The following is a 19,553-nucleotide window of genomic DNA, read 5'->3' on the forward strand; positions in this document are numbered from 1 at the left end:
ATTTCGGGCTACACCCTGTGTTCTTCACACGATCGTGCCATCAAGGTGTTTCAAAGTCGCGCGGGCCTTCCGCACTTTGCTTACCTCGGTCCCGCAACGACGAAACCGAAGCGACAGGAGACCGAGTGACGAACGCGGCGAAGAACGAGGGGCGGGGCGCGGCGCGCTTCGGCCGTCTCGCTTCGCGTGCGCTGTTCGTCCTCGGCGGCGCTGTCGCCGGTTCCGCCGCGGCGTGGGTCGTGTCCGGTGCTTCCGCTTCGGCCGACGTCACCCCGGTGGTCTCCGCTCCCGAAACGAGCGTCACCCCGGTCACCGACGCCACCGTGGCCGGGCTGAACGACGTTTCGCAAGGCACGGGCAAGTTCTCCGGCGATGTCGCCGGAGCGATGTGCGGCGACCGCCACCAGGAAGCCACCACGTGGTCGATGCCGGGGAAGAACGGGTCGAAGCACCACTGCGGCGACATCCGCGCCGATGGGCACGAGGTCTCCACCCGTGTCAGCGACGCGGTCACCGACTTCGCGGACAACTCGGTGGTCACCCCGGTCAAGCGGACCCTCGGCGCTGTCGAGCACGTCGTGCGCAAGCCGCAGGACACCCGCCAGGTGCTGGACGAGACGTTCGCCCCGTCGCCTGACTTCGGCCGCAAGGTCTGGGACCTCCTCGACCCGAACGGACACGGCGACCTCGTCCCGGCACTTCCGGTCGGCGGCGGTCCGGTCGACCCGAACTCGCCGCTGGACACCATCGGCGCCGGTGATCAGGTCACCGACTTCGCCCAGCTGGCGACGAACCAGTTCCCCGCTTCTCCCGAAACCGTCCTCCCGATGCCGGCCCTCGTGCAGCAGCACGGTGCCTTCGATCAGGTCGAGGACGCTCCGGCACGCGACGGTCACCGTGGTGACTTCCCGCGTCCGGTCACCCCGGCGCCGCTTCCCGTCGCGCCGTCCATCCCGACTGTCCCCGGTGGCGGCAACGCCCCCGGTGGTCACCTCGACGGCCTGACCCATGGCGTTCCCGCCTGGCTCGTCTCGGCCGCCGAGCGTTCCCTGACCGGCTACTCGCTGGCAGGCACGCGGTACATGCCGCTCACCCCGGGCTCGCAGCCCGGCGTCACTCCCGACTGAACACCTCCCTCCGCGGGGTAGCCGACGCGCCTCACGCCTCCTGATTCCGGGCTTGGCTTCGCGTCCGCTCCTGATCCCCCGCGAAACGGCGGTGCGCATTTGTGCGCCCGCAATCGCTCCACCCCCCTCTGGTGCCGCTTCTAAGGCACCTCTCTGAACCCGAAAGGGAACCCGAAATGAAGGAGAAAAACCCCATGCATTCCTGGACAAAGCGCGGACTCCAGACCGCGTTGGTCACGGGTGGGTTGTTGATGCTGGGCACCGGCATCGCCTCGGCGCAGGAAAATGTCAACCCCGACGCCCCTGCCTCCCCGCTCGACGCGAACGTCACCGTTCCCCTCGAGATCGACAACAACGCCGTTGGCACGCCCCTCGGCCAGATCGACCTCCCCGGCTACGAGGGTGAGGTCAGCACCAAGGCCGTCACCAAGCCCGTCTCGGACGCGGTGGACTCGGCTTCCTCGCCGGGCAGCGGCACCGACGGCATCGGCGGAGGGCTCCCCAGCCTCTCCGGCAAGAACGCCGTCCCTGCCCCGCTGGCCGCCAAGGACTCGGCCCGCCAGATCAGCGGCGGGACGACTCCGGGTGGGTTCACCACCACGGACGACATCCTCAAGGGCAACAAGGTCGTCGGTGACGTCGTCGTCCCGATCCAGATCGTCGACAACGCCATCGGCGTGCTCGGCGACGCCGAGGTCCAGGGTGGCGACCACCAGCAGACCTGGTCGCACAACCAGGACATCGAGACCACCGGTGAGGGCTCCAGCCTCGCCGGGAACGTCGTGTCCCTCGACTGGGCGCTGCCCGTGCAGATCGCCGGCAACGGCGGCGGGCTCGCCGGCGGCACCGGTCGCGTGGTCGGCGGTTCCGCCAGCCAGAGCACCACCGAGACCGGCAACATCACCACGGACGGAGAGGGCTCCGCCACCTCCGGCAACGTGGTGGCCGGTCAGTTCGCCACCCCGGTCCAGGTCACCGGCAACGCCGCGTCCTGGATCCTCGGCAACGCCAACAGCTCCGGCTACGAGGCCGAGACCGACGCCACCTCCGGCGGCTGGATCGAGACCGACGGTGACGACTCCGCCCTCGGCGGCAACGTCGGCGCGGTGCCGATCGCCCTCCCGGTGAAGTTCAACGACAACGCCGCCGCCGCGTGGGGTTCGCTCGCGAACTCCAACAGCAGCTCCTCGGCGGACGCCACCGCGGGTGACACCACCCCCGGCTGGAGCAACGTTCCCAGCTACGTGCAGACCTCCGGCGAGGACTCGGCCGTCGCGGGTAACGCGATCGTGCCGCAGACCGCGGACGTCGCGAACGTCGGCGGCGTGGCCGCCAGCTGGATCGGCCTCGCCAACACCGGCACGGACGGCGGGACCAGCCAGTCCAGCGTCGTCGACGCCGGTGGGTTCGTCAGCAGCGAGGGCGAAGGCTCCGCCGGTGGCGGCAACATCGTCGACCCGGCCGTGGCCGCACCCGTCGAGGTGACCTGCATCGCGGGCACCTACATCGGCAGCGCCAACGTCGCGTCGTGCGAGAACACCGTCGACGCGAACGCCGGCAACGGCAGCCACACCACGGGTGACGACTCCACCCTGGCGGGCAACGTCGTCAACACCCAGGCCGCGCTGGCCCCCGAGGTGTTCGGCGTCGCCGGCTCGCACATCGGACAGGCGACCGCCGAGGCGTCCGAGACGAAGACCGTGACCGCCGGCGGCTACGACGGCACCACGGGCAACGACTCGTCCGGCTCGGGCAACATCGTCCAGGTCCCGGCCGCGGTTCCGGCCGAGATCTTCGGCGTCGGTGGCTCGTTCATCGGCCAGAGCACCGCCTCGGCCGAAGAGACCAAGGTCGTCTCCGGTGGCGGCGGCGGGAACACCGCCGACGACAACGGCTTCCTCAGCTCCAACCTGGGCACCGTGCCGGTTTCGCTGCCGGTGCAGGCGTTCGGGATCGGTGGCGCGTTCATCGGCCAGGGCCACGGTGCCGCCGACGGCGACACCACCTCCAACGCCGGGCACGACGTCCACGCGACCGGTGACGGTGGCGCGGGCTCGGGCAACCTGGTCTACGGCCCGGTCTCCCTGCCGGTCCAGGCGCACAACTTCGCCGCGGTGCTCGGCGGGATCGCTTCGGGCACCGGCTCGAACCTGACCGACTCCAACGCGGGTGGCGACGCCACCGCCACCGGTGAGAACGGCGCGCTGGCGGGCAACATCGTCCAGTCGCCGATCGGTGGCGCGATCCCGATCACGGGTCACGGCATCGCCGGTGCGGGTATCGCCGAGGGCACCAGCGTCAACGACGTCGTGTCGTCGGCCGGTGGCGACGCCACCACCAACGGGGACAACGGCGCGGTCGCGGGCAACATCGTCGGCCCGCAGCTGCTGCCGGTGGTGCCGTTCGCGCACGACGCGGTTTCGGTCGCGGGCATCGCGACCGCCCAGGGCACCGACACCATCGACGCCGCTTCGGGCGGGGACGTCGAGACTTCGGGCCTCGACGGATCGCTGTCGGGCAACATCCTCGACCTCCCGACCGCCGTGGACGCCAAGCTGTTCGGCAACGCGATCGCCGCGCTCGGTGGCGTTTCGAAGACCACGTCGGACAACGTCACCCTCGGCCAGGTCGGCGGCGACAGCATCACGGACGGCAGTGGAGAGGCCCTTTCCGGGTTCAACTTCCACCACCCGTTCATCTTCGTGATCCCGCTGGACAGCCACGAGATCCCGGTGCTGGCCATCGCGGAGTCGACCACCACGGACCTCACCGAGATCAACGGCGAGGACTACAGCCGCGCCTTCACCGACTCGGTCGGTTCGGAGATGCCGATCGACGCGCTGCCCACGCTGCCCTTCGGCGCGGCGGCACTGCCCGCGGCCCCGGCGGCTCCCGCGGTGCCGTCGCTGAACGGTGCCGGCACCCTGCCGACCACCCCGGCGATCGGTGGCGCCCGCGCCGACGGTCCCCAGGTGGGCACCCTGCCGGTGCAGGTGGCCGGCCTGACCGCGCTGAAGCAGCTGACCGCCGTCCCGACGGCTCTGCCGAAGTCGGAACTGCCCGAGCTGCCCGTCACCCCGGCCCTGCCCGGTGTCCCGGCCCTGCCGAAGACCCCGGCCCTGCCGGGTGGCGCCGCTCGTGCGGACGCCCCCAAGGTCGCGCAGCTGCCCGCCCTCCCGGGCCTGCCCACCGCCGGTGGCCTGCCGGTGGCGCTCCCGACCGCGGGTGCTCTGCCGACCGCCGGTGGCCTGCCGGTGGCGCTCCCGACCGCGGGTGCTCTGCCGACCGCCGGTGGCCTGCCGGTGGCGCTCCCGACCGCGGGTGCTCTGCCGACCGCCGGTGGCCTGCCGGTGGCCCTCCCCACGGCCGGCGCCCTCCCCACGGCCGGCGCCCTGCCGACCGCGGGCTCGCTGCCGGTGCAGCTGCCCACCTCGGGCACCCTGCCCGTCGTGAGCGGCACCCCGGCGATGCCGACCGCGCAGGTTCCGGCTCTGGCGGGCGTCGACTCGTCGCCGCTGAGCATGTTCCAGCGTTTCATCGGCACCCTGACCGGCAAGAAGTTCCACACCATGTGAACCTGCCAGTCGGCTAGCGCCACTGAATGAACCGAATGACCGAAGCGGGCCCGGGAGTCACTCCCGGGCCCGCTTCCTTTTGTCGTGAGTACATGAAGGCCTCCTTCATGTACTTGGGGAGAGCCGTCTGCGCTGTCCAGCACCGCTCTTTCGCTCCAGCCCTTCAGGACATTCTGCTGGCTCGCGTCGATAACCCCATTTGCCAATCGCGACAGGCAGGCGGTCGGCTGGCGCGTGTCTCGCAATCGAGGCCGGACGTTCCCAATGCCACATTTGAGACGCTCAGCGTCTCTAATGCGACATTGGGAACATCAGCCGAGGCCATGCGGTGAGCGAACCGCCGGGTACTCGGTCAGTCCGAGCCAGTCGCGAACAGCGCGTCCTGAGCCGCGCCCATCGCGGTCAGCACCGCACCCTCCAGTACCGCGCCCCCGCCGACGGTCCCCGCCCGCACCTCGGTCCGCAGCGGCGAGATCTCCGCGAGCCGTCGGCTCACCCCGGCCGCCAGCGCGTCGCCGCCCGCGCGGCCGATTTCGCCGCCGAGTACGACGCAGCCCGGATCCAGCACCGCCGTGACCGCGGCCGCGCCGATCGCGATCCGTTCCGCGACGATCTCCAGGAACGCCTCCGAGCCGGTTTCGATCGCGTCTCTCACGGCCGCCGCGGCCGCGGCGGCGTTGTCGGCGGGCGAAGCCGCGATGCCGTGTTCGCGAGCCAGTTCGCAGATCGCGGCGCTGCCCGCCAGGGTGTGGAAGCCGCCGTCGCAATCGGTCGCCGTCGGGAGCCGTCCGGGTCCCAGCGTCGGCAGGAACCCGATCTCTCCCGCGCCGCCCGACGCACCCCGTCGCAGCGAACCGTCGAGGACGACGGCCGCGCCGACGCCGAAACCGAGCCACAGCAGGACGAACGTGTCCCGGTCGCGGGCGGCGCCGAGCCGTTGTTCGGCGGCGGCCGCGAGGTTGACCTCGTTCTCCAGCAGCACCGGGATGCCCAGCCGTCGCCGGAGTTCGACGACGAGTTTTCCGTGCCACGCGGGCAATCCCCCGGCGGGCCGCAGTCCCCCGGTCGCCGGGTCGACCAGACCGGGCGCACCGACGGCGATCGTGTCCAGCGTGGTCGCGCCCGCCTCGGCGGTGGTCGCCTCCAGCAGGGCGATCGCGCGCTCGACGGCCACGTCGGTGTCGACGTCCAGGTCGAACGGCAGCGAGGCCTCCGCACGGGTCTGTCCCAGCAGGTCCGCGACCGAAACGGCCATGCCGTGCGTGCGGACGTCGAGCCCGGCGAGGTACGCGCGTTCGGCGACGATGCCGTACAGCTTCGCGTTCGGCCCGCGGCGTTCGGCGCCCGCTTCGCCGACGACGGAGATCAGCCCGGCGTCCTGAAGGCGCTCGACGAGGTCGGCGACGGTCGGCCGGGAGAGCCCGGTCAACGTCTTGAGCTGTGTGGCCGTCAGTGAACCCTCGCGCTGGAGCAGGTCGAGGGCGAGACGGTCGTTGATGGCCCGCGCCGTGCTCGGGGAGGCGGACGGCATCCGGATGACACTCACCGGCAGATCCTCCCAGAATTAATTATCAGGTTCCCTTCCTGATAGTTTACGCTAGCGCCGTCGAGTCGTCTTGTGGACCTTGGGGGCCCAGTGAGTAGTGCAGTGGAAACCGTTGCCGGGCCGACGCGGCGGGTGCGGCAGGCGCGGGTCGCCACCGCCGCCATCTTCGCCGTGCACGGCGCGGTGACCGGCAGTTTCGCCACCCGGATCCCGTGGATCCAGGAACACGCGGGGATCAGCGCCGGCCAGCTCGGCCTCGCGCTCGCCTTCCCCGCCATCGGTGCCTCGCTCACCATGCCGCTCGCGGCGCGCATCGGGCATCGGCTCGGCGGCCGCCAGGGGCTGCGGATCCTGCTCGCGTACTGGACGCTGGCGCTGATCCTCCCCGCCCTCGCGGGAAACCTCGTCGCCCTGTGCGCCGCGCTCTTCGTCATGGGTACCGCCGCAGGTACCTCGGACGTGCTGATGAACGCGCTCGGTGTCGACGTCGAGGAGAAGATGGGCAAGTCGGTCATGTCGGGCCTGCACGGCATGTGGACCACGGGCGCGCTCGTGGGATCCGCCGCCGGAGCGCTCGCCGCGCACGCCGCGCTGGACGCCCGGGTGCATCTGGCGATCGCGTCCGCCGTGCTCACCGTCGCCGGAGTGCTCATCTGCCAGGGTGTGCTCGACGTCCGCAGCGCGCCCGACGAGAACCCGCCGCCGAGGTTCGCGTTGCCGCCGAAGTCGGCCGTGATCATCGGCGCCGTCGCGTTCTGCGCCGTCTTCGCCGAAGGCGCGAGCCTGGACTGGTCCGCCGTCTACCTGCGTGACGTCCTCGGCACGTCGCCCGGTATCGCGGCGGCGTCGACCACCGCGTTCACCTGCACGATGGCGGTGGCCCGCCTGTCCGGTGACGCGCTGGTGAGGCGTTTCGGCTCGGTCAGCACGGTCCGCGCGGGCGGTGTCCTGGCGACGGCGGGCGGGCTGCTGGTCGTGCTGGCCACGCATCCGGTGATGGCGATGGCCGGGTTCGCGTTGATCGGGCTCGGTGTCTCCGTCGTCGTGCCGCTCGCCTTCGCGGCGGCCGGACGCAGCGGGCCGACGCCGAGCCAGTCGATCGCGGGCGTCGCGACCATCACCTATTCGTCCGGGCTCGTCGCGCCGTCGCTGATCGGCGGCATCGCCGACCTGACGTCGCTGACGGTGTCCTTCGGGCTGGTCACGCTGCTGGCGCTCGGGCTGGTGGCGGGCGCCGGAGTGCTCCGGTCCCGCTAGCCGAACTGGAGGGAACGCTTGGCGAGGCCGTGCCAGTAGCCGTCGATGACAGTCCGAGGTACGTATTCCCGCCGAGGACTCATCGGCGCAGTCTCGCCCTTTCCTTCGGAAGAACTCGCGCCGAGCGAGACGAACAGCGGCGCGAAGTGCTCGATCCTGGGGTGCGCGATGGCCGCGGCGGGCGCCTTGTGCTGGAAGTCCAGCAACGCGTCGAGGTCGCCCTCGCGCAGGGTTTCCGCACCCCAGTGGTCGAATCCGCTCGACCACGACGGCGGCGCGCCATCGGTGCCGTCGGTCTGGCTCATCGCGCTCAGGTTGTGCGTGAAGAAGCCGCTGCCGATGATCAGCACGCCTTCGTCACGCAGCGGCGCGAGTTTCCGGCCGAGGTCGAACAGCTCCCGCGGGTCCAGCGACGGCATGGACACCTGAAGCACCGGAATGTCGGCGTCCGGGTACATCTCCACGAGTGGGACATACGCGCCGTGGTCGAGACCTCGGTCCGGGGCTTCGTGCACAGGATGCGTCGAGCGCAGGAGTTTCCGCACCTTGTCCGCCAGCTCGGGAGCGCCGGGCGCGGCGTATTTCACCTGGTAGTAGCGATCGGGGAAACCCCAGAAGTCGTAGACCAACGGCACCGTGGTGGTGGCGCCGAGGGTCAGCGGTGCCTCTTCCCAGTGCGCGGAGACGACGAGGATCGCCTTCGGCTTTTCGAGGTCCACCGACCAGCCGGCGAGCTGCCGGGTCCAGGTGGCGTCGTCGGCGAGCGGCGGTGCGCCGTGGCTGAGGTAAAGCACCGGGGTCATGTCAGCTCCAGGTGTTTGAACTTTCAACTACCAGGATAGACGACGCCGCGGTGTTCCGCCTTATTCCCGGGCGAGGTTCGCCGCCATGCGTTCCAGTACGCCGACGGTCGTCCGGTAGTCGTCGTCGCCGATGCCTTCGGTCACGCGTGCGCGGAACTTGCCGACTTCGGTCTTGATCCGGGCGTGCGCCTCCCGTCCGGTCGGGGTCAGGCCGTCCCGGTCGTCGATCCAGCCGCGAGCGCGCAGGTCCGTGACGGTCTCCTGGTGCTCGCCGAACGGTGACAGTGCCTCGTCGACCCGGTCGCCACCGTCGATCGTGTTGAGGACCTGCCAATGGCGGCGGGTCAGCGCCTCGACGGCGAGGATCCGGTCGAGGGAGGATTCGAGGGCCTGATGAAGGTGGGCGAACCAGAAGCCGATGGGTTTCATGGATACTCCTTCATGTCGACAGCAACTATATGTAAAAGTACATCCACTTGGTGAGGGTGAGCAATGACGGACGCCGTGGCGGACGTGGAACGCGCGATGATCGCCATCCGGCGGAGCCAGGCGAGGCGGTCGCTGTCGAAACTCGCCCGCGATCGTGCCGAATCGATGCCGGACCAGGCCGTTCAGGGACTGCTCGACGCTGTCGAGGCGGCCGAGGAGAGCGGCGAGCCGGGCACGGTCACCAGCCTCGCGGCGGCGCTGACCATCGACCAGCCGCGCGCGAGCCGTCTGGTCGCGCGGGCCGTCGAGGGTGGCTTCCTCCGGCGTGAAGCCGATCAGCGTGACGGCCGCCGCGCCGTCCTGGTGCTCACCGACAGCGGACGCGCCGAGGTGACACGCATGCACGAGTTCCGCCGCTCGGTGTTCGCCGAGGCGATGGCGGACTGGCCGGACGAAGACCGTCGCGAGTTCGCCCGGCTGCTGACCGCCTTCGTCCGGAACTACGGCGCGCTCGGGTAGGACTTCGCTGATTTGGCGCCAGTCGCCGTCGACGGCGTTATGGTTCGGTGTGCAGGTCAATGCGATCTATTACCCGTGGATGCACTTCCAGGACGACAAGTGGGTCAAGCTTTCCTTGCTCACGTGGGACTCAGTTGCGCGAGTGCGGGCACGCGATGTCGATGATCGGGACAGTGATTTGGTTCGGCAGGTCGTCAACGAGACGGATCTGCTCAAGACAATCTCACCAAGCCAGCACGATCTGACCGCGGTGGCGAACACTTTCGGCGATGTCTTGGACGCCTATGGCGGCCGGATCAGCAAGCGGCACGGGCTGAACCAGGACAACTGGCGGGAAGATGTCGGGAGTTACGGGGCGCCTGCGAGTAACTCTGGCTTCGGGCTCGCGGGTGCTCCGAAAAACCTCACCTGGGTCTATTGCGGTGCTCGGGAGAGTAAGATCGGCGACGCACTGCGAAACCAGCTTGTGGGACGGCGTCTGGGGCTGCCTCACGGCCCATGGCTGGGAATGAATCCGGTGCTGGCTTCGGTCTACCTGGCCACACTCGCCGACGCGATCGCCCGACACAATCGGATCTCACCGGTGACGGATGACAGTCGCATGCACAAAGCGGCCGGAGCCTTGGACCGCTTGGCTGAACTGCTCTTCGAAGACGGCCCCGTCCCCGCGTTACCCGACCCCGAAAGCGCTTTCGCCCACGTGGCACTGCAAGCGGTGATCAAGCCCGACCGTCTGGCTGAGGTGCCGGTCGCCAGTCTGATCAGATTTCGGGAAAGGTATACGGCCGAGCTGACCGCGTTCCGCGGGCACATCGCTGATCTGGCTGACGAGCTGGGCGAGATCGCGACGGTGGAGAATGTCGAATTCGCCGACGCCCATCTGAAGTCCCTGTACCGCAGCAAGACCAAGCCTCACTTGGACGAGTTGCGAAGGGCGCTTCGCGGTCTTGGCGTCGAGTCGACTACTGGCGTGCTGGAACTCCGGCTTGACCTCGGCGTCGCCGCCGGCACGGTTCTCGGTGGTGGCCTCGCCGCGGCAGGCGGACAGGCGGCACTCGCCGGCACGGCCGCCGCGATAGCTGTCGTGCCTTACCTGGCGGGCCGCTTCAAAGCCCGCCAGGCCGCGATCACGTCTTCGCCAGTGGCGTACCTGATGGCCGCCGACCGCAGGCTCTGACCGCCTTCGTCCGGAACTACGGCGCGCTCGGCGTGAAGTAGTTCACCAGGTTGCCGTCGGGGTCGCGGAACAGCAGGGACCGGTTCCCCCACGGCATCGTGGTCGGCTTCTGCACGATTTCGGCCAGGTCGGCCAGCTGTTCGCACTCCCGGTCGACGTCCTCGACCCGGAACTCGAGGATCGCGGTCCGGTTCGACTCGGGCACCGCGGCGCCCGCGCCGAACAGGGTCATCGTCTCGGCGCTGCCGATGGCGAGGGTGCACGAAGGGCCGGCGATTTCGGCGAACTGCTCGGAGCGCCATCGCGCGTCGATGCCGGTCACCTTCTCGTAGAACCCGGCGAGGCGGGCGACATCGTTGCTGATCACGCGGACGGAGACGAACTGCACGGCAGGTCCTTTCGGAATGGAAAGAGGAACACCGGCCACGCTAAGAGCAATACTGGACACAACCCGCCCGGTATTGGGAAGCTCCCGGTGTGACCCGGCCCATCGCCCGTGTGCTCGCCCTGCTGGAGATCCTCCAGAGCGGGGGCACCCGCACCGTCGCCGAACTCGCCGGGCGGCTCGACGTGGACGAGCGGACCGTCCGCCGCTATGTCGAACACCTCCTCGACCTGGACATCCCGGTGCGTTCGGTGCGCGGCCGGTACGGCGGGTACCGCCTCGCCCCCGGCTACCGGATGCCGCCGCTGATGCTCACCGACGAGGAGGCCATGGCAGTCCTGCTCGGCCTGGTCGCCGGGCGGCGTGCCGGGCTGATCACCACCTCGGTCGCGGCGGCCGAGAGCGCGGTCGCGAAGGTCCGGCGGGTGTTGCCCGAGGCCTTGGGCCGTCGTCTCGACGCGCTGCTGGAGACCGCCGACTTCACCGCGCCCACCCGGCCCGCCCTCTCGGCGGAGGCCGAGGTGCTGCTCACCGTCGCGGAAGCGGCGCGGGATCGCAGGCCGGTCGGACTCGCGTACCTCGCCGGTCACGGCGGCGCCAGCGAACGGGTCGTCCATCCTTACGGCGTCGTCGCGCACTCCGGACGGTGGTATCTGACCGGCTTCGACTCGGTGAGCGGCGAGGTGCGCACGTTCCGCGTCGACAGGATCAAATCGGCCGAGGCGCGGGCCGGGACCTTCGAGGTACCCGCCGGATTCGACCCGGCCGAGCGAGTGCTGACCGCCCTCGCCGAGACACCGCACCGGCACGAGGTGTCCGTGTGGATCCAGGCGACCCCAGAGCAGGTCCGGGCCGTCTTCCCGCCGTCCGTCGCGATCCTGGAGACCGACGGCGACCGGGTCCGTGCCCGGATCAGGGCCCAGCGGCTCGACTGGATCCCGTCGCTGCTCGCCGCACTCGACCGGCCGTTCGTCATCGAGCGGCCCGCGGAGCTCCGCGACCTGGTCACCGCGCTGGCGAATCGGCTGTCAGAGCGGGCGCGGGAAGGGTGAGCGCCGAGTGCGCGGGCTCTTCCGTGTCTTCGGGCAGCATCGACAGTTCACGCAACGCGGCGTTGCGCTGCTCCAGTGCTTCGGGCGTGCTCGGGAACATGGTGGAGTTCCCCGTGGTGACCAGTGCCTGGTTCAACTCCACGAACTCCCGCGTGCCCTGTTCGTAGGCGGCGAACGCCGCCGTGTGATCGGCCGTCATGGCCAGCTCGCGGGCCAGCATGTAGGCGCCGACCAGTGCGGTGCTCGATCCCTGCCCGGTGAGGAACGACGGGGCGTGCGCGGCGTCGCCGACCAGGGCGACCCGGCCGCTGGACCACCGCGGCAGGCGGATCTGGCTCACGACGTCGAAGAAGAGATCGTCCGCGGCGCGCATGGCGTCGACCATGACCGGGAGGTGCCACCCGTCCCCCTCAAAGACCGAGGCGACCAGGTCACGCTGCGCGGCGGGATCCCGGAAGGCGTGGATGGGCGGTTCTGGCCGGGCGAAGTTCAGGAAGCCGTGCACCGTGTCGCCGTCTCCCGCGGCGTAGAGCGCCGCGGACCGGCCAGGGGTGTTCCAGAGGACGCCCTCGTGCGAGAGCCCGAAGTCGTTTCGCATGGTGAAGCCCGCGAAGCAGTAGCCGATGTAGTGATGGAACTGCTCTTCCGGACCGAACACCAGCGCGCGGGTCTGCGAGTGCAGCCCGTCCGCGCCCACGACGAGGTCGAAGGTGCGTTCGGTTCCGCCGCGAAAGCGCACGTCCACGCCGTCGGCGTGCTGGTCGAGTGTGTCGATGGAGTCGTTGAAGAGGAACTCGATGTCGTCGCGGACCGTGTCGTAGAGGATCGACGTGAGGTCACCGCGGGGTACCTCCAGGTCGCGGCCGGCGACTCCGCCTGTCACGGCGTCGGGCCGGAGCGAGGTGATCAGTGCGCCGTCGGCGTCGAGGAAGGCGAGCCTGCGAGTGCTGATGTGGGCGTCCTGGAGCAGGGGAAGGACGCCCATGTGCCGGACGACGTCCAAGGCGGTGCCGCGGATGTCGATGGGATAGCCGCCGCCGCGTACCGCGTCCGCCTTCTCGACGACTGTGACGTCGAAGCCGTAGCGACGCAGCCAGTAAGCGAGTGCCGGACCCGCGATGCTGGCGCCGGAGATCAGGACAGTGCGCATGAGTGCTCCTTGGATAGGTAACTTAGGTATCCTTACGGGCCCAAGGCAACTATATACCTAACTTAGGTATCTAAACGAGGTGTGATGGAAGACACTGGCTCCCCGAAACTCGACCTGATGGCGGTACTCCCCCGCCTCACCCAGCTCGGCACCGTGCTCAACCGCAGCCATTTGGTGGAGCGGGCGATGGAAAGCGCCGGGATCACCCTCGACCGGCCGGCGATGACGGTGCTGGTCACGCTGCACATGGCCGACCGGCCGCTGCGGGTCGGGGAGATCGCCGAACGGATGCAGGTCGTCGGGCCGCATGTCACCCGGCATCTCAACGGCCTCGAACGGCGTGGGCTGGTCGTCCGGATCGCGGACCCGGACGACCAACGGGCACGTCTGATCGAGCTGACCCCGGACGGGAAGACGATCCCCGACCGGTACCTGCGGACCCTGCTCGGCTGGTTCGGCGACGCGATGACCGACTGGTCTGAGGAGGACCGCAAGATCTTCGGGGCCCTCCTCGGACGCTTCGTCGACGACCTCACCACCCGGCTGGCGGTCGTTGACGACGACGAGACGGCAGGCGGCTAGCCGCCTGCCGTCCCGGTTCTTTCACTTACCGCAGAACACCGTCTTGAGCAGCTTGTTCAGCTCCGCCGGGAACTTCTGCCCCGCGTCCGCGGCCTCTCCGGCGGTGATCGAGGCGGTCAGCGTCTTGCTGCCGTCCGGCGTGCTGTACATCAGCGCCGCGTAGCCGTTGTTGCTGCCGTTGTGGTTGAGGATGGTGCGGGGGCAGCCCGGGCCCAGGTCCTGCGTGAACTGCCCGAGGCCGTAGAAGCCGTAGAGGCTTTCGCTCTGCGGGTGCGTTTTGCGCATCTCGGTCAGCAGCCAGGCGGGGAGGAGCTTGCCGCTCTGCAGTGCCGAGAAGTACGTCTGGAGATCTTTGGTCGTCGAGATCATGTCCCCGGCGGCGGAGGCCCAGGACGGGTTCTGGTGGGTGACGTCGATCGTCTTCCACTGTCCGGCGTCTTCGTAGGGGTAGTAAGCGTGGGCGTACGGCTTGGGCATCCCTGACCAGGATCCCGGCGACAGCGTGTCCCGCAGCTTCAGCGGCCGCAGGATCCGCCGGTCCAGTTCGTCGGCGAAGGGGCGGCCGCTGAGCTTCTCGACCAGCAGCCTGAGCACCACGGAGTTGGTGTTGGAGTAACTCCAGCCCGCCCCCGGCTCGAACCGCGGCGGCTTGGACAGTGACAGCTTTACCAGGTCCTCCGGCTGGTAGGTGTGGAAGCGCTTCTTCACCCATTCGGGGCCCGACCACGGGATCCCCGGCACGATCGTCCCGTCCGGGAAGTACTCGCCGGTGTGGTTGAACAGCCCACTGGTGTGCTGCAACAGCATCCGCACGGTGATCCGCTTGTCGAAGCCGAACCGGGGCAGGAATCCCGCGATCGGGGTGTCGAGCCCGATCTTGCCGTCGGCCACCAGCTGCATCGTGAGGGTCGCGGTGAAGTTCTTCGAGGTGCTGCCGACGCGGAAGTGGCCGTCGGTCGGTGGCTTCGCGGTCCCGCCCAGCTCGCGCACCCCGGCACTGCCGGTCCACTCGCCGCGCTCGTCGCGGACGCGCAACTGCATCCCGGCGAACCCGGCGTCGACGAATTCCTGGACGGCCTGCCGCAGCTCCGGCCGATCCCGTCCGGCGGCGGACGCCGTCGGCACGGCGACGCCCGCCAGCAGCGTGGCCGCCAGCGCCGTCACCCCCACGCGCTGGAAGATCTTGTTCTTGGTACCCCTCAGTGACTTGGTCATGTGACCACGTTCGCGTGCCGCGCTGACACGGCGCAGTCACCGCGCTGACACGGCCAAAAGTGGTTTGCGTTGAACGCAATTACTCCTTATTGATATTGCACTGGAAATCATGTCCCGGGGCCTCGATACTGGATTTCAGAAGCCTTCGGCAGCGGATATGCCGATCACCATCCCCGTCAGTACAGGAGTTCAGTCATGCCCAGAATCGTGCGCCCGACCGCCTACGGCACCCCCGATGTACTCGCCGTGACCGAGACACCCATCCCGCGAGCGGCCGCCGACGGGGTGGTCGTCGAAGTCCGGGCCGCGGGGGTCAACCCGATCGATTGGAAGCTCTACAGCGGGGCCTTCCACGACGTGGACGACGACCACAAGGACGCCGCCGGGATCGCCGCTTCGATGCCCGCCATCGGTCTCGAGTGCGCGGGCGTCGTCACCGAGGTCGGTCCGGAGGTCACCGGCGTGCAGGTCGGTGACGAGGTCGTCGTCTACCCGGTGACGGCCGCCTATGCCGACTACGTCACTGCTCCGGCCACCTCGATCATCAGCAAGCCCGCCGGGCTCGGATGGGCGGAGGCCGGGTCGCTGATCCTGACCGGCACCACCGCGGTCCACGCGCTGCACGCCGCCGGCGTGGGTGAAGGCGACACGGTGCTCGTCCACGGCGGTTCGGGCGGGGTCGGCCTGATGGCCGTGCAGCTGGCCGCCGCCCAGGGCGCGACGGTGATCGCCACCGCCGCCGAGCGCAACCACGCGTTGCTGCGAGAGCTCGGCGCCGTCCCCGTCGTCTACGGCCCCGGGCTCGCCGACCGGGTGCGCGCCGTCGTGCCGCAGGGCGTCACCGCCGCGGTCGACTTCGCCGGTACCGACGAAGCGCTCGACGTCTCACTGGAACTGGTGGCCGACCCCGCGCGGATCTCCTCGATCACCGGAGGCTCCCGCCGCGCCGAAACCGGCATCAAGCGGCTCGGCTACGGACCGGGAGAGGACGCGGGCGCCGAACTCCGCGACGCCGCCCGCGGTGACCTCGTCGAACGCGCCGGGTCAGGCTCGCTGCGTGTCATCGTCGATTCCACCTTCCCGCTCGCCGAGGCCTCGAAGGCTCACGAGGTCGGCATCGCCGGACACGCCCCCGGCAAGCTCGTGCTGATCCCCTGACCCGCGGCCGCCCGCTCCAGCAAGACAACGGGGACCTCCCTGCCGGAGGCCGCCTCGAACTCGGCGAACTTCGGGACGAGCGCTACTTCTTTCGCCCAGATCCGCTCACGCTCCGCGCCCCGCGCGAGCCGTGCCACGACCGGCAGTTTCTCCGTGCCCGCCTCGACTGTGGCCTGAGGGGTCGCCATGAGATTCCGGTACCAGGCCGGATGACGAGGACTGCCGCCATAGGTCCCGAAGACGGCCCAGCCATCGCCGACCGGTTGGCAGAACAACGGGCTGATCCCGATCTGGACGGCCTACAGCGGCTCCGGGTCGTCATCGAGGAACTGTGCGCGCCCGTGCCACTGCGGCGGAACTGCTGCGTCCCGGCGTGACCGTCGATGACCTACTGCTCCTGCTGGTCTCGCTGGGCCACGCCGTCCAGATCACCGACGACTGCCGCCCGCAACTGTGGCGCCGGTTGCTGCGCATCTCCCTCGACGGCCTGCGCGCCGACCAGCGCGAACCACTTCCCGCCGACGCCGCACCGGACAGCGGCTCTCGATCACTTCACAACTGAGAGCCGCTCTTTTCGGGGCATTTCTCTAACAGTCGGTGTGCCCTTGCGATGGCACCGTCGATGCGAAAGACGTTCACTTGAGCCGAGACCATCGCCTAGCCTTTGATACGAACCTGCCCTAGGCGCGCCTACCCGGTGAGGGCGCGTCCGTAGTCGGAGGGGGAGGCTGCCCGTTCGAGCCGGGCCAGGTCCGAAGGGTCCCGCGTTCGCGTGGGGCCCTTGTCTTTTTGACCGTTGCGCCGCCGGCCTCAGTCCGCTGTCTCAATCGCACTTCACAACTGAAGTCGAGATGAATTCAGCCGTGAGACCGTACTCCGGCAGCGCCTAGTCGTGCGAGAGGTCGACGAACCGGCTGTAGTGCAGCTGGTGCGCGACGGTGATCGTCGCTGTCGGCCCGGCACGGTGCTTCGCGATGATCAGGTCCGCTTCGCCGGCGCGCGGGTCGTCCCGCTCCCAGGCGTCGGGGCGGTTGACCAGGATGACGAGGTCGGCGTCCTGCTCCAGCGAACCGGACTCACGGAGGTCGGACAGCATCGGGCGTTTGTCGGTCCGCTGCTCGGGACCACGGTTCAGCTGGCTGATCGCGATCACCGGGACCTCGATCTCCTTCGCCAGCAGCTTCATCTGCCGCGAGAACTCCGAGACCTCCTGCTGCCGCGACTCGACCCGCTTGCCCGAGGTCATCAGCTGGAGATAGTCGAGGACGACGAGCTTGAGGTCGTTGCGCTGCTTGAGCCGCCGGGCCTTCGCGCGGATCTCCATCATCGTCATGTTCGGCGAGTCGTCGACGAACAGCGGCGCTTCGGAGACCTCGCTCATCCGGCGCGCGAGCCGCGTCCAGTCGTCGTCGGACATCTTGCCACCGCGCATATCCGCCAGCCGGATCCGAGCCTCGGCCGAGAGCATGCGCATGACGATCTCGGTCCTGCTCATTTCCAGCGAGAAGATGACGCTGGTCAGACCGTGTTTGATGGACGCGGAACGGGCGAAATCCAGTCCCAGCGTCGATTTTCCGACACCGGGACGGGCGGCGACGATGATCATCTGCCCTGGGTGCAGGCCGTTCGTCAGATCGTCGAAGTCGGCGAACCCGGTCGGGATGCCCTGCGACTGCCCACCGCGTGACGCGATCGCGTCGATCTCGTCCATGGTCGGCTGGAGCAGCTCTTCCAGCGCGACGTAGTCCTCGCTGGTGCGCCGCTCGGTGACGTCGTAGATCGCGGCCTGTGCGCGGTCGACGACCTCGTCGATGTTCGCGCCGTCGGCCGCGGCCGCGCCGTAGCCGTACTGGACGATCCGCGTGCCAGCCTCGACCAGGCGCCGCAGCACCGCCTTCTCGGAAACGATCTCCGCGTAGTACCCGGCGTTCGCCGCCGTCGGCACCGTCGCGATCAGGGTGTGCAGGTACGGGGCGCCGCCGACGCGGCCGAGTTCGCCGCGGCGTTCCAGTTCGGCGGAGACGGTGATCGGGTCGGCGGGCTCGCCGCGTCCGTAGAGGTCGAGGACGACGTCGTAGATCGCCTGGTGCGCGGGCCGGTAGAAGTCGTCGGGCCCGAGGGCTTCGATGACGTCGGCGACGGCGTCCTTCGACAGCAGCATGCCGCCGAGCACGGACTGCTCGGCCGCGATGTCCTGCGGCGGCTGGCGGTCGTACTCACCACCACGCGGACCGGGGTCGCTGGGACCCGGGTCGGACTCCGCGTACATCGGATTGCGGTCGTCGGTCAGCGCCACCGCTGCTGCCACCTCCTCAAGCATCGAACACGCGTTCGATTATGCCAGATTTTCCCCGGTCGGTCCGCCTGTGCCCACCGGCCGCCCTCCCTCGGCTCCCGGTGCTTCCCCTCGGCCGGAAGAACGCCACTGTGCGTACCGGCCAATCGGGCACGGTAGGCCCCCCGAAAGGACCAGCGCAATTTCGCCTGGGGACCGCCCTGTGGACAACCTGGGGATGACTGCGGGCATCCCTTCACAGGTGGCCCATAGCCTGTGTACAACTTGTGGGCAACGGCGGGATGGTTTGACAAAAGCGCTGGTCAGGGACTGTGTACACACTGTGGAGAACTTTATTCGAATCCGTGCGGCGTGTCGGGCGAAACACGTCGTTCGGCGTGTCGCACGGCGGCGCACAGGGGTGCCCTGTGGATGAATGCTACGGAGGGTAGAGGGGTGACCCGCTGGGCTGAACGGCGTCGGATTCAGGAGGCGAACAACCTGCCCTGTGCGCTCCGTAGTCGTTCTCCGAGAACCTGCTGGTCGGCGGGTGTGAAGGCGATCCTCGGCTCGCCACTCCCCGGTATCTCTTCGGTCAGCCACCGGCCCTCGGACGTATCGATGTAGTTCACCGGGCGTTCGATCCGCTGCCGCGCGCCGCTCCGGCCGCGAGCGGCGACGTACAGGCTGCCACTGCCCATTCGGCGTAGCGCGAGGATGCGGCGAAGCTCATCGGCCTCCTGGCTGCCGGCGCTCTGCCGTCCGCTGCGAAGCACCTCGAAGCCCTCGTCCTGCGCCGTCGACGACGAGCGCGGGGCCTCGACCTGGCTCTTCGGGACGGCGACCGGCCGGCCGCGTCCCGGCGCGAGCTTCGGGATCTGGTCGAGGAACTCGGTCAGTAGTTCTTCGGGCCGCACCGAGGCGAGCGCGACGCCGTCGTGCTCGCTGTGGCGGGCGAGGACGAAACCCTCCCCGCCGGCACTGCCCGCGAACAGGGTGTAGCTCAGCGCCTTCCCCTCGAACCCGCCGTCGACCCAGCCGTAGTACTCCAGGCTCGGCCTGGCGATCGCTTCGAGCGTCGCCTTGAACCCCGGGTGCAGGCCCCGCGCGCCGAAGAGGCCCTGGCTCGCCAGCTCCTTGTTGGTCCGCTCGTCCTCGGTCCGCTGCGCGTTCTCGTCGTACCAGGTCGGTGTTTCCGACAGGATCGTGTGCGGCTCGCCGCCCCGGCGGCGGATCAGCGTGATGAGGGTGCCGGTCGTGATCGTGACCTGCTTGTCCAGCACCGGAACTGCCCCCTAGTCGT

At 69.3% G+C, this 19,553-nt stretch carries 18 protein-coding genes; 9 read left to right on the forward strand and 9 right to left on the reverse strand.

Translation table 11 applies throughout. The annotated features are described in order from the left end of the window. Positions 1-125 precede the first annotated feature (125 nt). Both ACLARN_RS02115 and ACLARN_RS02120 read left to right on the forward strand, forming a co-directional pair. Positions 126-1,127 carry a hypothetical protein gene (locus tag ACLARN_RS02115; protein ID WP_409489576.1) on the forward strand — a complete coding sequence of 334 codons (1,002 nt, stop codon included), beginning with the start codon at positions 126-128 and terminating at the stop codon, positions 1,125-1,127. 194 nt (positions 1,128-1,321) lie between these two features. Then, positions 1,322-4,702, forward strand: a complete 3,381-nt coding sequence (locus ACLARN_RS02120; RefSeq protein WP_409489577.1) for a PE-PGRS family protein — start codon at positions 1,322-1,324, stop codon at positions 4,700-4,702. Between the two features lie 352 nt (positions 4,703-5,054). On the opposite strand, the gene ACLARN_RS02125 is transcribed toward ACLARN_RS02120, so the two are convergent. After that, entirely contained in the window at positions 5,055-6,248 is a 1,194-nt protein-coding gene (locus ACLARN_RS02125; protein ID WP_409489578.1) for an ROK family transcriptional regulator, read from the reverse strand. A 102-nt stretch (positions 6,249-6,350) separates the two neighbouring features. Between ACLARN_RS02125 and ACLARN_RS02130 the strand changes: the two genes are divergently transcribed. After that, a complete protein-coding gene (locus ACLARN_RS02130) occupies positions 6,351-7,505 on the forward strand; it encodes an MFS transporter (RefSeq protein WP_409489579.1) in 1,155 nt (384 codons plus the stop codon). On the opposite strand, the gene ACLARN_RS02135 is transcribed toward ACLARN_RS02130, so the two are convergent. Next, positions 7,502-8,308: a dioxygenase gene (locus tag ACLARN_RS02135; protein ID WP_409489580.1), complete on the reverse strand. Its 807-nt coding sequence runs from the start codon at positions 8,306-8,308 to the stop codon at positions 7,502-7,504. The genes ACLARN_RS02130 and ACLARN_RS02135 overlap by 4 nt on opposite strands. A 60-nt stretch (positions 8,309-8,368) precedes the next feature. Next, positions 8,369-8,737: a MarR family transcriptional regulator gene (locus ACLARN_RS02140; RefSeq protein ID WP_409489581.1), complete on the reverse strand. Its 369-nt coding sequence runs from the start codon at positions 8,735-8,737 to the stop codon at positions 8,369-8,371. A gap of 63 nt (positions 8,738-8,800) precedes the next feature. Here ACLARN_RS02140 and ACLARN_RS02145 point away from each other — a divergent pair, with 63 nt between their 5' ends. Both ACLARN_RS02145 and ACLARN_RS02150 read left to right on the forward strand, forming a co-directional pair. Continuing rightward, a complete protein-coding gene (locus tag ACLARN_RS02145) occupies positions 8,801-9,256 on the forward strand; it encodes a MarR family winged helix-turn-helix transcriptional regulator (RefSeq protein WP_409489582.1) in 456 nt (151 codons plus the stop codon). 49 nt (positions 9,257-9,305) lie between these two features. After that, positions 9,306-10,433 (forward strand): DUF6236 family protein, encoded by a 1,128-nt coding sequence (locus ACLARN_RS02150; RefSeq protein WP_409489583.1) that lies wholly within the window; start codon positions 9,306-9,308, stop codon positions 10,431-10,433. 16 nt (positions 10,434-10,449) lie between these two features. On the opposite strand, the gene ACLARN_RS02155 is transcribed toward ACLARN_RS02150, so the two are convergent. Then, positions 10,450-10,821, reverse strand: coding sequence for a VOC family protein (locus ACLARN_RS02155; RefSeq protein WP_409489584.1), 372 nt, complete (start codon positions 10,819-10,821; stop codon positions 10,450-10,452). Positions 10,822-10,910: 89 nt separating this feature from the next. Between ACLARN_RS02155 and ACLARN_RS02160 the strand changes: the two genes are divergently transcribed. Then, positions 10,911-11,870, forward strand: a complete 960-nt coding sequence (locus ACLARN_RS02160; RefSeq protein ID WP_409489585.1) for a helix-turn-helix transcriptional regulator — start codon at positions 10,911-10,913, stop codon at positions 11,868-11,870. Here the strand turns inward: ACLARN_RS02160 and ACLARN_RS02165 are convergent. Next, positions 11,824-13,020: an FAD-dependent monooxygenase gene (locus tag ACLARN_RS02165; protein WP_409489586.1), complete on the reverse strand. Its 1,197-nt coding sequence runs from the start codon at positions 13,018-13,020 to the stop codon at positions 11,824-11,826. The genes ACLARN_RS02160 and ACLARN_RS02165 overlap by 47 nt on opposite strands. Before the next feature lie 84 nt (positions 13,021-13,104). Here ACLARN_RS02165 and ACLARN_RS02170 point away from each other — a divergent pair, with 84 nt between their 5' ends. Then, positions 13,105-13,602 carry a MarR family winged helix-turn-helix transcriptional regulator gene (locus ACLARN_RS02170; protein ID WP_409489587.1) on the forward strand — a complete coding sequence of 166 codons (498 nt, stop codon included), beginning with the start codon at positions 13,105-13,107 and terminating at the stop codon, positions 13,600-13,602. A 21-nt stretch (positions 13,603-13,623) separates the two neighbouring features. On the opposite strand, the gene ACLARN_RS02175 is transcribed toward ACLARN_RS02170, so the two are convergent. After that, positions 13,624-14,817, reverse strand: a complete 1,194-nt coding sequence (locus tag ACLARN_RS02175) for a serine hydrolase domain-containing protein (protein WP_409489588.1) — start codon at positions 14,815-14,817, stop codon at positions 13,624-13,626. Positions 14,818-15,012: 195 nt separating this feature from the next. Here ACLARN_RS02175 and ACLARN_RS02180 point away from each other — a divergent pair, with 195 nt between their 5' ends. Further along, complete coding sequence (locus ACLARN_RS02180; RefSeq protein WP_409489589.1) at positions 15,013-15,975, forward strand: NADP-dependent oxidoreductase; 963 nt, start codon at positions 15,013-15,015, stop codon at positions 15,973-15,975. Here ACLARN_RS02180 and ACLARN_RS02185 read toward each other — a convergent pair. Then, the gene (locus ACLARN_RS02185; RefSeq protein ID WP_409489590.1) at positions 15,921-16,250 is read right to left on the reverse strand and encodes a nitroreductase/quinone reductase family protein; all 330 of its coding nucleotides are present in this window, start codon (positions 16,248-16,250) and stop codon (positions 15,921-15,923) included. The genes ACLARN_RS02180 and ACLARN_RS02185 overlap by 55 nt on opposite strands. Before the next feature lie 56 nt (positions 16,251-16,306). Between ACLARN_RS02185 and ACLARN_RS02190 the strand changes: the two genes are divergently transcribed. After that, the gene (locus ACLARN_RS02190; RefSeq protein ID WP_409489591.1) at positions 16,307-16,537 is read left to right on the forward strand and encodes a hypothetical protein; all 231 of its coding nucleotides are present in this window, start codon (positions 16,307-16,309) and stop codon (positions 16,535-16,537) included. Between the two features lie 324 nt (positions 16,538-16,861). On the opposite strand, the gene dnaB is transcribed toward ACLARN_RS02190, so the two are convergent. Next, complete coding sequence (dnaB, locus tag ACLARN_RS02195; protein ID WP_409489644.1) at positions 16,862-18,271, reverse strand: replicative DNA helicase; 1,410 nt, start codon at positions 18,269-18,271, stop codon at positions 16,862-16,864. Between the two features lie 464 nt (positions 18,272-18,735). After that, positions 18,736-19,533: an ESX secretion-associated protein EspG gene (locus ACLARN_RS02200; protein WP_409489592.1), complete on the reverse strand. Its 798-nt coding sequence runs from the start codon at positions 19,531-19,533 to the stop codon at positions 18,736-18,738. Positions 19,534-19,553: the final 20 nt, after the last annotated feature.

The organism is Amycolatopsis sp. cmx-11-12 (assembly GCF_046269425.1).
Lineage (GTDB): Bacteria > Actinomycetota > Actinomycetes > Mycobacteriales > Pseudonocardiaceae > Amycolatopsis.